Source organism: Bacillus sp. 1A, assembly GCF_052682215.1.
This window is the reverse complement of the sequence record NZ_JBQYLZ010000001.1, coordinates 2730889-2746863: the sequence shown is the minus strand read 5'-3', so window position 1 is coordinate 2746863 and position 15975 is coordinate 2730889. Positions and strand designations below refer to the sequence as shown.

Annotated in this window: 16 protein-coding genes and 1 pseudogene; all 17 read right to left on the bottom strand. The window is 37.0% G+C overall.

What is annotated here, in order from left to right:
- Window positions 1–58 precede the first annotated feature (58 nt).
- Window positions 59–658, bottom strand: a complete 600-nt coding sequence (dpaB, locus tag ACUN0F_RS14040) for a dipicolinate synthase subunit B (protein ID WP_001049480.1) — start codon at window positions 656–658, stop codon at window positions 59–61.
- On the bottom strand, window positions 655–1557 hold the full coding sequence (gene dpaA / locus ACUN0F_RS14035; protein WP_000954740.1) for a dipicolinic acid synthetase subunit A: 903 nt from the start codon (window positions 1555–1557) through the stop codon (window positions 655–657). Before dpaA ends, dpaB begins: the two co-directional genes overlap by 4 nt.
- A gap of 273 nt (window positions 1558–1830) precedes the next feature.
- Window positions 1831–2082, bottom strand: a complete 252-nt coding sequence (locus tag ACUN0F_RS14030) for a YlmC/YmxH family sporulation protein (protein ID WP_264460900.1) — start codon at window positions 2080–2082, stop codon at window positions 1831–1833.
- A 129-nt stretch (window positions 2083–2211) separates the two neighbouring features.
- Window positions 2212–3453 carry a M16 family metallopeptidase gene (locus tag ACUN0F_RS14025; RefSeq protein ID WP_000593006.1) on the bottom strand — a complete coding sequence of 414 codons (1242 nt, stop codon included), beginning with the start codon at window positions 3451–3453 and terminating at the stop codon, window positions 2212–2214.
- Window positions 3454–3539: 86 nt separating this feature from the next.
- Entirely contained in the window at window positions 3540–4439 is a 900-nt protein-coding gene (locus ACUN0F_RS14020) for a polysaccharide deacetylase family protein (protein WP_046956493.1), read from the bottom strand.
- A gap of 152 nt (window positions 4440–4591) precedes the next feature.
- Complete coding sequence (pnp, locus tag ACUN0F_RS14015) at window positions 4592–6730, bottom strand: polyribonucleotide nucleotidyltransferase (RefSeq protein ID WP_445539567.1); 2139 nt, start codon at window positions 6728–6730, stop codon at window positions 4592–4594.
- Window positions 6731–6890: 160 nt separating this feature from the next.
- Window positions 6891–7160 carry a 30S ribosomal protein S15 gene (gene rpsO / locus ACUN0F_RS14010; protein ID WP_001229392.1) on the bottom strand — a complete coding sequence of 90 codons (270 nt, stop codon included), beginning with the start codon at window positions 7158–7160 and terminating at the stop codon, window positions 6891–6893.
- A 100-nt stretch (window positions 7161–7260) separates the two neighbouring features.
- Window positions 7261–8232, bottom strand: a complete 972-nt coding sequence (gene ribF, locus ACUN0F_RS14005; RefSeq protein ID WP_000766715.1) for a bifunctional riboflavin kinase/FAD synthetase — start codon at window positions 8230–8232, stop codon at window positions 7261–7263.
- Window positions 8233–8275: 43 nt separating this feature from the next.
- A complete protein-coding gene (gene truB, locus ACUN0F_RS14000) occupies window positions 8276–9199 on the bottom strand; it encodes a tRNA pseudouridine(55) synthase TruB (protein ID WP_000399354.1) in 924 nt (307 codons plus the stop codon).
- Window positions 9200–9285: 86 nt separating this feature from the next.
- The gene (rbfA, locus tag ACUN0F_RS13995) at window positions 9286–9642 is read right to left on the bottom strand and encodes a 30S ribosome-binding factor RbfA (protein WP_000776445.1); all 357 of its coding nucleotides are present in this window, start codon (window positions 9640–9642) and stop codon (window positions 9286–9288) included.
- A 15-nt stretch (window positions 9643–9657) separates the two neighbouring features.
- Window positions 9658–9939, bottom strand: a complete 282-nt coding sequence (locus ACUN0F_RS13990; RefSeq protein WP_000582364.1) for a DUF503 domain-containing protein — start codon at window positions 9937–9939, stop codon at window positions 9658–9660.
- Window positions 9936–11996 carry a translation initiation factor IF-2 gene (infB, locus tag ACUN0F_RS13985; RefSeq protein ID WP_000036355.1) on the bottom strand — a complete coding sequence of 687 codons (2061 nt, stop codon included), beginning with the start codon at window positions 11994–11996 and terminating at the stop codon, window positions 9936–9938. The genes ACUN0F_RS13990 and infB overlap by 4 nt, the downstream gene beginning before the upstream one ends.
- 4 nt (window positions 11997–12000) lie before the next feature.
- Window positions 12001–12312 carry a YlxQ family RNA-binding protein gene (locus tag ACUN0F_RS13980; protein ID WP_001286521.1) on the bottom strand — a complete coding sequence of 104 codons (312 nt, stop codon included), beginning with the start codon at window positions 12310–12312 and terminating at the stop codon, window positions 12001–12003.
- Window positions 12313–12585, bottom strand: a complete 273-nt coding sequence (gene rnpM, locus ACUN0F_RS13975) for an RNase P modulator RnpM (protein ID WP_000071127.1) — start codon at window positions 12583–12585, stop codon at window positions 12313–12315.
- Window positions 12586–12596: 11 nt separating this feature from the next.
- Window positions 12597–13703 (bottom strand): transcription termination factor NusA, encoded by a 1107-nt coding sequence (gene nusA, locus ACUN0F_RS13970; RefSeq protein ID WP_000102596.1) that lies wholly within the window; start codon window positions 13701–13703, stop codon window positions 12597–12599.
- A 17-nt stretch (window positions 13704–13720) separates the two neighbouring features.
- Window positions 13721–14191 (bottom strand): ribosome maturation factor RimP, encoded by a 471-nt coding sequence (rimP, locus tag ACUN0F_RS13965; protein ID WP_000359098.1) that lies wholly within the window; start codon window positions 14189–14191, stop codon window positions 13721–13723.
- 333 nt (window positions 14192–14524) lie between these two features.
- Window positions 14525–15940, bottom strand: a pseudogene (locus tag ACUN0F_RS13960) (PolC-type DNA polymerase III); the annotation flags it as partial.
- Window positions 15941–15975 lie beyond the last annotated feature (35 nt).

Sequence of the window (15975 nt, the reverse complement as noted above, 5' to 3'; positions counted from 1 at the left end):
TCATATTCTACAGTAAGAATGATGGTTTCATCAAAAATTGTCCGTTTTTTTTCGTTTTTTAATTCATATATCTGAATTTTTCTACGACAACCGGTTGCAATTGCTTTCCTTGCAACGCTTCTAACACTGTATCTTCCAGCAGCTCCATGCGAGCTACCATTGAGTTCGGTTTTTTCTCTGGTGCATCTTGACCGAATGGGACGAAATAGATGTTTTTTGTTGCCATTAGGCGCATGAGATTTACCCCATTAAGCCCTAAAGCATCATTCGTCGAAACAGCCAACACGACAGGCTTGCCATTTCTTAACGTCGCTTTTGCTGCCATTAATACTGGAGAGTCTGTCATTGCATTTGCAAATTTACTCATAGAATTTCCTGTTAGTGGCGCAATCACCATACAATCTAGTGGAATTTTAGGTCCTAGTGGTTCTGCACCAACGATGGAATTAATCGCTTTAAAGCCTGTTACTTCTTCAATCTTTTTAATCCACTCTGCTCCTTCGCCAAATCTCGTATTTGTTGATTGAACAGTGTAAGAAACAACGGGGCGTACTTCTGCTCCCTCAGCAATTAATTTTTCTAAATGAGGCATTACTTCTTCGTACGTACAATGTGAACCAGTAAAACCAAACCCTATTCTTTTCCCTTTTAAATTCATTCCCCATTCTCCTTTCTTGCTATTACGTCTTCTGCTAGTAACTGAGAAAGAACGTTCGCTAAAATTTGTCCTGCTGTTTTTGGAGCAACAATACCTGGTAATCCAGGTGCTAACAGCGCTTTGACTCCTCTTTTTTCCGCATATCTAAAGTCGGTACCGCCTGGTTTAGAAGCTAAATCAATTACTAACGTATGAGCCGGCATTTTCGAAATAACATTCGCTGTCACGACGAGATGCGGAATTGTATTAATGACAATATCGATATTTCCTACTTCTTTCTCAATATTTTGCATATGAAAAGGAGAAAACATCATTTCTGTAATACGTGCAATATGTTCCGATCGTCTTGCTCCAACTTTGACATGGGCTCCTAATGATTGAAATGCTCTGGCAACACTCATCCCTGTTCTACCAAATCCTAAAACCATTACATTGGAACCATGAATTGTATAGTCGGTATGTTGAATTACCATCATTAATGTACCTTCTACAGTTGGTATAGAATTGTAGATTGCCACATCATCACGATCAAATAATTTAACAAGTTTGCGGTTTGTAGTAGATACGAGATTTTCCAAGTAAGGCGTACCAATACCTGAATATATAGTAAAGTGTTCTGGTGTATTTTCAATTTGTTCTTTCGTTATAGAAACTTTTTCGTTTGAAAAAATAGTATCTACTTCTCCCTTGGCATTTGTACCTGCAACTGGCAAAATAATTGCATCTACAGAAGTGAAATCTAAATTTTGTATACTTTCTTTTGCTGCCCCTGTGAAGCCATGATCTAACTGATCAAACCCTATCAATGAAAGTTTCGCATCCAATTCAACTAGCTTGCGAATTACTTCTAGCTGTCTTGCATCTCCTCCTATGACAGCAATATGCATCTCAGTCAACATTCCCTAATTCACCTTCTTTTTCTGTCATTTATAAGAAAAGTGCCTACTTTTTCTTTTTCCTCCACATCATATGTAATGTACGAGTTTTAGGTGATTGAAAAACAAAAGCACGTATGATTTATCCCGCTATTTGTATGCAGTTAGACCTCCATCTCAACATTCGACATATGAGAGGACATTATACGGGAAATTGATTTCCCGTAAACGCTCGATTCATGTGAGCTTTTACTCAGAAGAGAATGAACAAAAAAAGATGACCAAAATGGCCACCTTTCACTTCGAATTTGAATGATCCGTAATATCACAAAGGATCATATCGTGCCCTACTTTCATAATTTGACTCCACGTGACTCTTACTTCTTGTGGTTCCTTTTTAAAACCTCCCCATTTCCCAGCAGGTATGATAAGAGCCTGTATTTGCCCATTCTTCTCATCGATTTCTAAATCCACATGGCCTAAAACTCCCATTTTTTCTGCTCTTTCTAAATTTACGATCTCTTTACCACTTAATTCACTTAAACGCATACACTCTCCCCCTACCGAATTATTAATTTTAGTTATCTATAATTAGTACCTATTCTGTATATCAAAAAAAAATAACCGTATCTCATTTAAAAGAGATACGGTTATTTTTACATACTTCATATAAAGCAATTATAGTTTTATTCCTTTTGGAAGTTTTCCATCTGGACTAATTAATGCTGCAGAGAACTCATCTGTAAACATGTTACGAATTAACTCATCAACATTTTCTTTTGTTACAGTGTTTACACTTTCAATAATCTCATCAAGTGAACGATGCTTACGAAGTAGCAATTCATTTTTACCATTACGGCTCATACGGCTATTCGTACTTTCTAAACTTAACATTAAGTTTCCTTTTAATTGCTCTTTACTATTAATAAGCTCTTTTTCTGTAATACCTGTATTTTTCAATGTTTCTAATGTTTCTTGCATTGTTTCATACAGTGTATCTAATTGTTGGCTACCTGTTCCACCATACAGCGTTAACATACCTGTATCTTCATAAGAAGAATGGTAAGAAAATACTGAATAGGCTAACCCGCGTTGCTCACGTACTTCTTGGAATAAACGGCTACTCATACTACCGCCTAAAACGTTATTTAATACAATTAAGTTATAAATATCTTCGTGTCCCATTTGTAAGCCTTTATATCCTAAACATAAATGAGCTTGTTCTGTTTCCTTTTTACGTGCTACCTTATTAAAATGGAAAATTGGGCTATGTACTTGTTCACGGTTTGTTGTTCCTTCATAACTACCGAAATATTGCTCTACCGTTTGCAAGAAGGCTTCATCAATATTTCCTGCAACTGAAACAACGACATTTTCAGGTGTGTAATGATCCTTAATATATTGGCGTAGCGTATCACCTGTAAACGTATCAAGCGTTTCTTCTGTTCCTAAAATAGGATATCCAAGTGGATGCGTTTCATATGTTGCTTTCGTTAACATATCATGCACAATATCATCTGGAGCATCTTCGTACATTTTAATTTCTTCACATACGACATTCTTCTCTTTTTTCAGTTCTTCCTCATCAAATGTTGAATTAAAGAACATATCTGCTAATACATCTAAAGCATATTTAGCATGCTCATCTAGCACTTTTGCATAGTAACAAGTGTATTCTTTTGAAGTAAAAGCATTCACTTGCCCACCAATGCTATCAAATGATTCTGCAATTTCGCGTGCACTACGTGTTTCTGTCCCTTTAAAGAACATATGCTCTAAAAAGTGGGAAACCCCGTTATTTTTTTCATTTTCATTTCTTGATCCCGCATGAATCCAAATACCAATTGCAACCGATCTTACTGTTGGTATATTCTCCATAACGATTCTTACACCATTTTTACAAGTATATTTTTTAATCAAAAACTTTCCTCCTACTGCCAGTTTCTCTAATTAATTGCTATTATTTAATGATAACAAGTTTAAGGATGAATGTCATGCAAATGTATTTAATCCACACGTTTTTCATCCAGTAATTCTGTTATATTCCCTACTTTATATCCTTGTTCCTTCAATTTTGTAATCATTGTATCTAATGCTTCTGTTGTAGATGAAGTTGGATGCATTAATACGATAGCACCTGGATGTATTTTTGTCATCACTCTCTGCAATAGTACCTCTGGTTCAGGTCGCTTCCAATCAATTGTATCTACAGTCCACATAATCGTTCCCATTTGGAAATCATCTGCAATTTTCACGACTTCATCCCGAAAACTTCCACTCGGCGGAGCAAACCATCTTACCTTTTGATTCGTAGCTGCTTCGATCATTCGATTTGTTTTTTGTAACTGATCTCGGATTTCATCAGAAGATAGCGTTTTCATATTAGGGTGTGTGTAAGAATGATTTCCGACTTCTTGATTTGCATCAACAATCATTTTTGCAAATCGCAAATTTTCCTTCACCCAACGTCCTTCTAAAAAGAAAGTCGCTTTCACATCATGTTTTTTCAATATTTCTAATATACGAGGCAAATACTCGTTTCCCCACGCCACATTTATTGTTAATCCCACCATCTTTTTATTTGGATGTCCCCTATAAATTGGAGCTGGTGATAAATCTTCTAAGTGGACACTCGGTGATACTTCCTTGAATTCCAGATATTTTTGATCAAATTTCTTTAGTTTCCTCATATTATTATAAGATGCTTCGATATCAACTTGTCTTCCATTATATCCTGGTGTTAATTTCCATATCTTATCAATCATCGCGTTTTGAGGTGCAATCTCATATTGTTTTGCATGTTTTTGAATTTCTTCATATAAGTTATCCTGTGCAAAAACGGAATAAGAGCCTACACTGACATATAAAAAGAATATACATATGTATGCCAATATACGAGCTTTCATATAAACCCTCCCATTAACTATATAAAAACCTTTTTTCTTCTTATCTTTGTTAATTTGAGCGTTATAATGAAAACTATACCTATACTGACATAAAAATATATGTAAATCATATTTTTTACATAACAAAAAAAGCCAGTTTAACTGGCTTTTACTTATTGCTGCTCTTGTTTGTTTTCTTCTTTAGCAGCTTCTTTTTCTTGCTCTTCTTTTAGCAATACTTTTCTAGATAGATTCACACGACCTTGCTTGTCAATCTCGATAACTTTAACTGTAATTACATCACCGATCTTCACAACGTCTTCTACTTTACCTACACGCTCAAGTGCAAGTTCTGAAATGTGAACTAATCCATCTTTACCGCTGAATAATTCAACGAAAGCACCGAATTTCTCAACACGTTTCACTTTTCCTTCGTAGATTTCACCTACTTGTACTTCGCGAACGATATCTTCGATAATTTTCTTAGCTTTTTCATTCATTTCTTGATTTATTGAAGAAATGAATACTGTACCATCTTGCTCGATGTCAATTTTAACGCCAGTTTCTTCAATAATTTTATTGATTTGTTTACCGCTCGGCCCAATAACGTCACGGATTTTATCTGGGTTAATTGTCATTGTAATAATCTTTGGAGCGTAAGCTGATAATTCAGTACGTGGCTCTGCAATAACAGATAACATATGATTTAGAATGTGCACACGACCAACTTTCGCTTGTTGTAATGCCTCTTCTAAAATTTCACGAGATAGACCATCGATTTTAATGTCCATTTGCAGTGCAGTTACACCTTTTGCTGTACCTGCTACTTTAAAGTCCATATCACCTAAATGATCTTCCATACCTTGAATATCAGATAAAATTGTGTAATGCTCACCAGTTTTAACTAGACCCATTGCAATACCTGCAACTGGAGCTTTAAGTGGAACACCAGCATCCATCATTGCTAAAGTACTACCACAAATACTTGCTTGTGAAGTAGAACCATTTGATTCTAAAACTTCAGATACAAGACGTACTGTATATGGGAAATCTTTTTCAGATGGAATTACAGGTTCAAGAGCACGTTCTCCTAGTGCACCGTGACCAATTTCACGACGACCTGGTCCACGCATCGGTCTTGTTTCACCAACACTAAATGATGGGAAATTGTAATGGTGCATAAAGCGTTTTGATTCTTCTACACCAAGACCATCTAAAATTTGTACATCGCCTAATGCACCTAATGTACAAATACTTAATGCTTGTGTTTGTCCACGTGTGAATAAACCAGAACCGTGTGTACGAGATAAAATACCAACCTCTGATGCTAATGGACGGATTTCGTCACCTTTACGGCCATCTGGGCGGATTTTTTCAACTGTAATAAGACGACGTACTTCTTCTTTTACAATTTTATATAAAATCTCACTTACTTGTCCTAATGTATCAGCGTCAGCTTCCTGCGCTTCGTAATGCTCAATTACACGCTTTTTCACTTCGTTAATTGCATCTTCACGTGCATGTTTCTCATGTACTTGAATTGCAGAATGCATATCCTTCTCAGACATTTCACGTACAGCTTGATTAAGATCAGCGTCAACTTCATAAAGTTTCACTTCTGTTTTCTCTTTACCTACAGCTTGTACAATCTCTTCTTGGAATGCAATTAGACGTTTAATTTCGTCATGTCCAAACATAATTGCTTCTAACATTGTTTCTTCAGGCACTTGATCTGCTCCTGCTTCAACCATGTTAATTGCATCTTTCGTACCAGCCACAACAAGGTGAATATCACTTTGTTCTTGCTGTTCTACTGTTGGATTAATAACGAATTCGCCGTTAATACGACCAACTGTTGCACCCGCGATTGGACCTTCAAATGGAATATCTGAAATCGATAACGCTAATGAAGAACCAAGCATAGCTGCCATTTCAGAAGAACAATCTTGATCAACACTCATTACTATGCTGACAACTTGTACTTCGTTACGGAAACCATCTGCGAAAAGCGGACGAATTGGACGGTCGATTAAACGACTTGCCAAAATTGCTTTTTCACTCGGACGACCTTCACGTTTAATGAAACCGCCAGGAATTTTTCCGACTGCATATAAACGTTCTTCATAGTTTACTGTAAGTGGGAAGAAATCTACATTTTTTGGTTCTTTTGATGCAGTTGCTGTAGATAGAACCGCTGTATCGCCATATCTTACTAATACTGCTCCGTTCGCTTGCTTCGCAAGCTGACTTGTTTCAACTGTTAGCTGGCGACCAGCTAAATCTATCGAGAAGACTTGCTTTTCTTGACTCATTTAAGTACCCCTCTCAATTTAAAGTATTCAATTCTTCTATGTAAATGGATAGTATATCACAATATTCTACCTCTAGTATTACCGAAAATGAAGTAAGCTATAAAGGGTAGAAGATATATTTTTACCTAACAAAAAAGCGGGAATATTCCCGCTTCTTTGACTATCGACGTAAGCCAAGCTTTGTGATTAATTCACGGTAACGTGTGATATCGCTATTACGAAGGTAAGTTAGTAAGTTACGACGTTTACCAACCATCTTTAATAGACCACGACGTGAATGATGATCTTTCTTGTGAGTACGTAAGTGCTCGTTTAGAGTGTTAATTTGCTCCGTTAGGACAGCAATTTGAACCTCTGGAGAACCAGTATCAGTCTCATGAGTTCTAAATTGTGCAATGATTTCATTTTTACGCTCTTGTGTTAAAGCCATCCTATTTCACCTCCTATTAATTAAACCCCCAATTACCTAGCAAGCGTCGGTGAGTCGCAATGCCAAGCAATGGTTGTCATAAAGTACATAACATAGAATACTACTTTTCATTTGAAAAAGCAAGTATATTCTTTTCGTTCGCAAAATATTCTTGTGCTGTTTTCTTATCTTTTGCAATTTGTTCAACTAACTCATCGATGCCATTGAATTTCTTTTCTTCTCTTATACGCATATGCCACTCTACTGTAACATTTTGATCATATATGTCTTTGTTAAATTCAAATAAGTGCACTTCAATAGATAATTGACGCTCATCTTCTTTAAATGTTGGTTTATATCCAATATTACATACACCATCGTACCATTCATCGTGAACTTTTAATCTCACTGCATAAACACCTACAGGTGGTAATAGATACTCATCACTTAAACCTATATTAGCTGTGGGAAAACCAATTTGACGTCCACGCTTATCACCGTGTACAACCGTTCCCCCTACTGTATATGCTCTACCTAAAATAGATGGAATCTGTTCCATTTCGCCATTTCGAATTAACTTTCGTAATGCTGTAGAACTTACTTTCTCTTCTTGAAATTCAACTTTTTCAATCACAGTCTGTGTAAACTCCCCTCTTGCATGAAATGGTAAAGTCTCCATCTTTCCTTTTCCTAAACGTCCATATGAATAATCAAACCCTGCTACTACATGCTTTACATTCAAACCAATAATATAATCATCTACAAATTGTTGTGGCAATAAGCCTGCAAACGATTCATCAAATTTAATAACATATAATATATCGATCCCTAAGTTTTCGACTATTTTTTCTTTATCACACATTGGTGTAATATACTCCGCATGCGCTTCCTTTTTTCCTAAAACAACAGATGGATGCGGATAAAATGTCATAACTGCACTTTTATATCCCCGTTCATCCGCTATTTGTTTCGCAGTTCGAATTACACATTGATGCCCTAAATGAATGCCATCAAAAAATCCTAATGCCATTACAGTAGGTGGTAATTCTAATTTATTTTGTTCATGTGGATGAGTTAAATGAATAAGTTTCACGCTTGAATTCACCTTTTTCTGTAATAATCCTTCCAATAATTCATTATAGCTTTAGTTCTTGATTATTCACAAGTACTTTCATCGGCTTTAGCATACCAGGGTGTTTTGGATGGTGCTCAAAAATTGCAAGGCAGCGATCATTTTTATCAAACACTGTTATAAATGGCGCTGTTATTTGCAATTCATTTTTTAAGAACATACCATTCTTTATTTTCTCTGCTTGCTTTTCATCTACAACCATTTTCGGGAACTTACTTAACGCTTCATCAATTGAAATGAAGATAGACTCTACTGTTCCATTTTGCACGTTTTCTTCAATTTCTTCAAATGATATGCAATCTTCTAATAAAAATTCACCAGAAGCTGTTCTTACAAGGTGAGACATATGTGATGGAAAACCAAGTTTTTCACCAATCATTACTGCTAACGTTCTTACATATGTTCCTTTACTACACGTTACACGGAAACGGAATGAAATATTTTCCCCCTCAAACACTTCACGGTCATCTAGTAATACAAATTCATGAATTGTAATTGTACGAACCGGACGTTCAACTTCTTGTCCTGCTCTTGCATATTCATATAATTTCTTCCCGTTAACTTTTACAGCTGAAAACATCGGAGGCATTTGTTCAATCGTACCTGTTAATGCAGCAAGAGCCCCTTCTACTTCCTTACGAGTAATAACACGATCTACATTTTTCGTTTCAACTACTTCACCAGAAGCATCTTCAGTTGTCGTTGAAAATCCAAGTGTTACTTCACCTTCATATGTTTTCGTCTCACTCGTTAAAAATTGTGCAATCTTCGTTGCTCGTCCCACACAAATAGGTAATACTCCTGTTACATCTGGGTCTAATGTTCCTGTATGACCAATTCGTTTCTCACGCAATATCTTTCTTAATTTAAATACACAATCATGTGATGTCATGCCTTTTGGCTTATGTAATAATACTACACCTTCCATATATGTTCACCTCATCATAATTCTTTCATAGTAATTATCCAAAATTTATTTTGCATTGAAAAAATGGATAGACAAATGTCTATCCATTATTCTTCACGTTTACCGTCTTTATTAATTTGATGTAAAAGTGTATCAATTCGATGACCATATCCGATAGACTCATCAAACTCAAAGGAAATTTCCGGTGTTTTACGAAGACGAATACGCTGGCCAATTTCTGAACGAATGAAGCCTTTTGCCTTCGCTAAACCTTTTAATGTACTTTCTTTCTGTTCCTCATCACCTAAAACAGAAATATATACTGTAGCAATTTGTAAATCCCCACTCACTTGTACATCTGTTACTGTAACAAATCCAACACGTGGATCTTTAATTTTACGACTGATGATGTCGCCTAATTCTTTTTTCATTTGCTCGCCTACACGGTTTGCACGTAATTTCATAACTCTTCACCTCATTCAATACCATTCCAATTGTGTTATTGTACGTTCAATTTCAGGAAATGAATCGATGTACTCGAGTACACGATTCATTTCTTTTTCACAAATAACACGATTAGAGGATACAGAAACAATTGCAATTTCTGTACGTTGCCATACATCTTGATGCCCTACTTCTGAAACAGCTACGTTATAACGCTGCTTCACACGAGTTAGCACCCGTTGCAAAATTGCTCGTTTCTCTTTTAAAGAATGCACATCGTAAATCATACACTCGAATGAGAGTGAAGCGATAATCATCGCTTCACTTCTTCCATAATGTACGCTTCAATGATGTCCCCTTCTTTAAGATCATTATATCTCTCAATTGTAATACCACACTCATAGTTTTGTGCAACTTCTTTTACGTCATCTTTGAAACGTTTTAACGTATCAAGTTGTCCTTCGAAAATTACTACGCCATCACGGATAATACGCACGCCACTATCACGTGTAATTTTACCGTCAATTACGTAACAACCTGCGATTGTTCCAACTTTTGTTACTTTGAATGTTTGGCGTACTTCCGCTTGACCGATTACTTTTTCTTCGAATTCTGGATCCAGCATACCTTGCATTGCTGATTCGATTTCTTCGATTACTTTATAGATAATACGGTGTAAACGAACATCAACATTCTCTAATTCAGCTGTACGCTTCGCATTCACATCAGGGCGTACGTTAAATCCAATTACAATTGCATTAGATGCAGAAGCTAAAATAACATCAGATTCTGTAATCGCACCTACGCCTGTATGGATAATTTTAACTTTAACACCTTCAACATCAATTTTACGAAGTGACGCTGCCATTGCTTCTACAGAACCTTGTACGTCTGCTTTCACAATTAAGTTAATTTCTTTTACATCGCCTTCTTGGATTTGTTGGAATAAATCTTCAAGGCTTAATTTAGATTTTTCACCACGCTGAGCAAGTAACGCTTCTTGTGCACGTGATTCACCGATTTGACGAGCTTTCTTCTCATCAGCGAATGCCATGAAACGATCTCCTGCTTGTGGTACTTCGTTTAAACCTGTAATTTCAACAGGAGTTGATGGACCAGCAACTTTTACACGACGACCAATATCACTTACCATTGCACGAACACGTCCGAATGAAGTACCAACAACGATTGGATCTCCAACTCGAAGTGTACCGTTTTGAACAAGTAATGTCGCGATAGTTCCTTTACCTTTATCAAGCTGTGCTTCGATTACAGTACCAGTTGCATAGCGGTTTGGATTTGCTTTATATTCTTCTACTTCACTTACAAGAAGAATCATTTCTAGTAAGTTGTCAATTCCTTCACCTTGAATTGCAGAAATTGGTACAAAAATTGTATCTCCACCCCAAGCTTCTGGAACTAATTCATATTCTGTTAATTCTTGCATTACACGATCAGGATTTGCCGCTGGTTTATCCATTTTATTCACAGCTACAATAATTGGTACTCCAGCTGCTTTCGCATGGCTAATCGCTTCAACTGTTTGTGGCATAACACCGTCATCAGCTGCAACAACAAGGATTGTAATATCCGTTACTTGCGCACCACGAGCACGCATCGTTGTAAATGCCGCGTGACCAGGCGTATCTAAGAATGTAATCTTCTTGTCATTTACTTCAACTTGGTATGCACCAATATGCTGAGTAATTCCACCTGCTTCGCCTGCAGTTACTTTTGAATTACGGATAGAGTCAAGTAAAGTTGTTTTACCATGGTCAACGTGCCCCATAATTGTAACTACAGCTGGACGCTCTTTTAAGTTCTCTTCATCATCTTGCTCATCGATGAATGTTTCAAATTCAGTTTCACTTACAACTACTTCTTCTTCTACTTCAATACCATAATCAGTAGCAATTAACTCAATTGTATCTTTATCTAAGTCTTGGTTAATTGTTGCCATAATTCCAAGCATAAAGAGCTTCTTAATAATTTCAGACGGCTCTTTGCTTAATTTTTTAGCAAGCTCACCTACTGTAAGACTTCCAGAGAAAGTAACTTTATCTGGTGTTTCTACAGTTTGTGTTTGTTGTCTTCCAGCAAAGTTATCTTGACGTTTGTCTTCAGTTCCCTTGCCTTTTTTCTTTTTCTTATTGCTGTTCTTTTTACTACGAACAACTTTTTCTTCTACTTCAAACTCATCTGCAACAGAAGGTTTTTCAGTTTGATACGCATTATCTAATTTATTTACTACTTCATCTTCTAACATTGTCATATGATTCGAAACCTCGATATTCATTTCTTTTAGTTTTGTCATAAGATCTTTACTTGAGATATTATGTTGTTTTGCATATTCATGCACTCGAATTTTACTCATACCTTCACCCCCGGTAATTTGTATCGAGCATGCTACGCAGCTTTTTCGCAAAGCCCTCATCTAACACAGCTACAACGACTCGCTCGTCTCTCCCAATCGCATGCCCTAATTGTTGTCGATTTTCGACCTTTCTCATTGGTACGTTGTAATACGTCGCTTTATCCGTGATGCGTTTTGTAGTATTTGCTGACGCATCTTCAGATAGCAATACAAGTTTTGCTTTGCCACTTCGTACTTCTTTTAAAACAAGTTCTTCACCCGAAATAATTTTCCGAGCCCGGTTTGCTAGTCCTAAAAACGATTTCCAATCGGACACTTATTTCGACTCCTTCTCAACAAGCTCAAGAAGCTCTTCGTATAGAGAACCGTCGATTTTCGCTTTTAGATGATGTTCCAAAACATTTTTCTTTTGGGCTTGAAGAATACTTTCTTTATCTTTTGATAAATAAGCACCTCGTCCTGATTTCTTTCCAGTTAAATCAATGGACACTTCTCCCTCTTTGGAACGAACAATGCGAACGAGCTCTCGTTTTGATTTCATTTCTTGCGTTGCAACACATTTTCGTAACGGAACTTTTCGATTGCTCATACTCATCACCTCTATTCGATTTCGTCTTCAACTGAATCGAATCCGAATGCGATTACGCTATCTTCTTCTGTTACAATACCAAGTTGTTTCGCATCAGACTCACTCTTAATATCAATTTTCCAACCTGTTAATTTAGCTGCAAGACGTGCATTTTGTCCACGCTTACCAATAGCTAATGACAGTTGGTGGTCTGGAACAACAACAGTTGTTGCTTTTTCTTCTTCATCTACAAGAACTTTAACAACTTGTGATGGGCTTAAAGCATTTGCAACATATTCTACTGGATCATTTGACCAGCGAACGATGTCAATCTTTTCGCCTTTTAATTCGTCTACAATGCGTTGTACACGTTGTCCTTTCGGTCCTACACAAGAACCTACTGGATCAACATCAATGTTCTCTGCATGTACAGAAATTTTAGAACGATCGCCAGCTTCACGTGCTACAGAACGAATTTCAACAGTTCCATCATAAATTTCAGGAACTTCCATTTCGAATAAACGTTTTAAAAGACCAGGATGTGTACGTGATACGTAAATTTGTGGTCCTTTTGTTGTTTTTTCTACTTTCGTAATGAATACGCGAATACGATCATGTGGTTTGTACTGTTCGTTTGGCATTTGCTCACTTACAGGTAATAAAGCTTCTACTTTCCCTAAGCTTACATAGATAAAACGAGCATCTTGACGTTGTACGATACCCACCATGATATCTTCTTCACGGTCACTAAACTCAGAGTAAATAACACCACGCTCTGCTTCGCGCACTCGTTGTGTTACAACCTGTTTTGCAGTTTGTGCTGCAATACGACCGAAGTCTTTTGGTGTTACTTCAATCTCTAGTACGTCACCATCTTGATAGTTTGGATTAATTTGTCTTGCTTCTTCAACAGAAATTTCAAGACGTGGATCAAACACATTATCTACAACGTCTTTACGCGCTAAAACTTGAATTGTTCCCACTTCTGGGTTAAAGCTCACACGAACGTTTTGTGCTTGATTAAAATTGCGTTTATAAGCAGAGATTAACGCTGCTTCAATCGCATCAATAATAATATCTTTGCTGATTCCTTTTTCTGACTCTAATACGAGCAAGGCATCTAACAACTCAGTGCTCATGAAGATCCCCCTTCTAACTAAAACGTAACAGCAAGTCGCGCATTTGCAACTTTATCCATTGGAATTTGGATTTCTTTTTTACGTGTTTTAATTGTTAATAATAATGTAATTGTAGTACCATCGTAGGAAAGTAGCTTTCCTTCAAACATTTTTTCACCATCAATCGGCTCATATGTTTTAATTGCCACTTGTTTTCCTACCGCTTGCTGGAAGTCTTTCTCTTTCTTTAATGGGCGTTCCGCTCCAGGAGATGATACATCCAAAAAGTAAAGATGAGGAATTGGATCCTCTTTATCTAAAGCTTCGCTTAAACGTTCACTTACCGCACCGCATTCTTCAATGTCGACTCCCTTTTCAGAATCGATGAATACGCGTAAGAACCAGTCTTGTCCTTCTTGCACATACTCTACATCTACAAGTTCAAGATTTAACTCTTCAACGATTGGCTGCGCAAATGCTTCTACAACTTCTGTGACTTTCTTATCCATAAACAGCCTCCTTCCTGCCGCCATGTACCATTTACAAGAAAAGACCCCGTCCATAAAAACGGTCCATCTTATTCTTTCTCGTTAGCTAACAAAAGCCCCTGCCGTTAAGCAGGGAATATCTGTCTTAGTATTACCAAATTTAAGAAGTAAAACTTGTAACAAAATATGTATATACGACAGAAATTTCTTACCTCTCCACATCAATAAAACGTAGATAGTAACACGAAAGAGTGGGTTTCCCCACTCTTTTTTTTACACAATATACATGACATGGTTATCTCGGTTAATAGTATACCATAGCAAATGTTGATTTGCAAAGAATTTTCCTACCTATTAGAACAGTGATAACTGGTTTTGATCAGGTAGATCGCCTAAGCAACCTTGACTATCTAAATACTCAATAATTGTTTTCGAAACCTTACTGCGCTGCTGTAAATCTTCTTTTGATAAGAAATCTCCATTTTTGCGTGCTTCTACAATACTTAAAGCTGCGTTTGTACCAAGTCCAGGCACTGCATTAAATGGAGGAATTAAAGTATCCCCATCAATAATAAATTCTGTTGCATGCGAACGATATAAATCAACCTTTTGGAATGAGTATCCACGCTCACACATTTCAAGTGTCATTTCTAGTACTGTTAATAAACTTTTCTCTTTCGGCGCTGCATCCAAACCTTTTTGCGCAATTTCATCAATTCTTACACGTATAGATGCTGAACCTTTCGCCATCGCCTCTATATCAAAGTCATCTGCACGAACTGTAAAGTATGCCGCATAGAATAGAAGCGCGAAATGTACTTTAAAGTATGCAATACGTACAGCCATAAGTACGTAAGCAGCCGCATGGGCTTTAGGGAACATGTACTTTATTTTCTTACATGAATCAATATACCAACCTGGTACATTATTACTTTTCATGTCATCTTCCCATTCTTCCGGTACACCTTTACCTTTACGAACTGACTCCATAATTTTGAAGGCTAATGATGGGTCTAAACCTTGATAGATTAAATATACCATGATGTCATCACGACAACCGATAACTTCACTCAGCGTACATGTACCGTTATAAATTAACTCGTTTGCATTACCAAGCCATACGTCTGTACCATGTGATAGTCCAGAAATTTGGACTAACTCAGAGAATGTCGTAGGTTTCGTCTCTTCTAACATCTGCCTTACGAATTTCGTACCAAACTCTGGTATACCAAGTGTACCTGTTTTACAGTTAATTTGTTCTTCCGTTACCCCTAACGATTCTGGGCCTGAGAAAATTTTCATTACTTCCGGATCGTCTGTTGGGATTGTTTTCGGATCAATACCACTTAAATCTTGTAACATACGAATAACAGTCGGATCATCGTGTCCTAGTATATCAAGTTTCAATAAATTATCATGAATGGAGTGGAAATCAAAGTGTGTCGTTCTCCACTCAGCCCCTATTGAATCCGCCGGAAACTGAATTGGTGAGAAATCAAAGATATCCATGTAATCTGGCACAACGATAATACCACCTGGATGCTGTCCTGTTGTACGTTTTACGCCCGTACATCCTGCTACTAAGCGGTCAATCTCTGCATTTCGAATCGTTAAATTATGATCATTTGCATAACCTTTTACATATCCATAAGCCGTTTTTTCCGCAACTGTACCTATTGTACCCGCACGGTATACATAATCTTCACCGAACAGTACTTTCGTATAGTTATGGGCACGTGGTTGGTATTCCCCGGAGAAGTATAGTGATAGGTAAGCATTTGATATTATCTCCAGCTTTTCCCCCA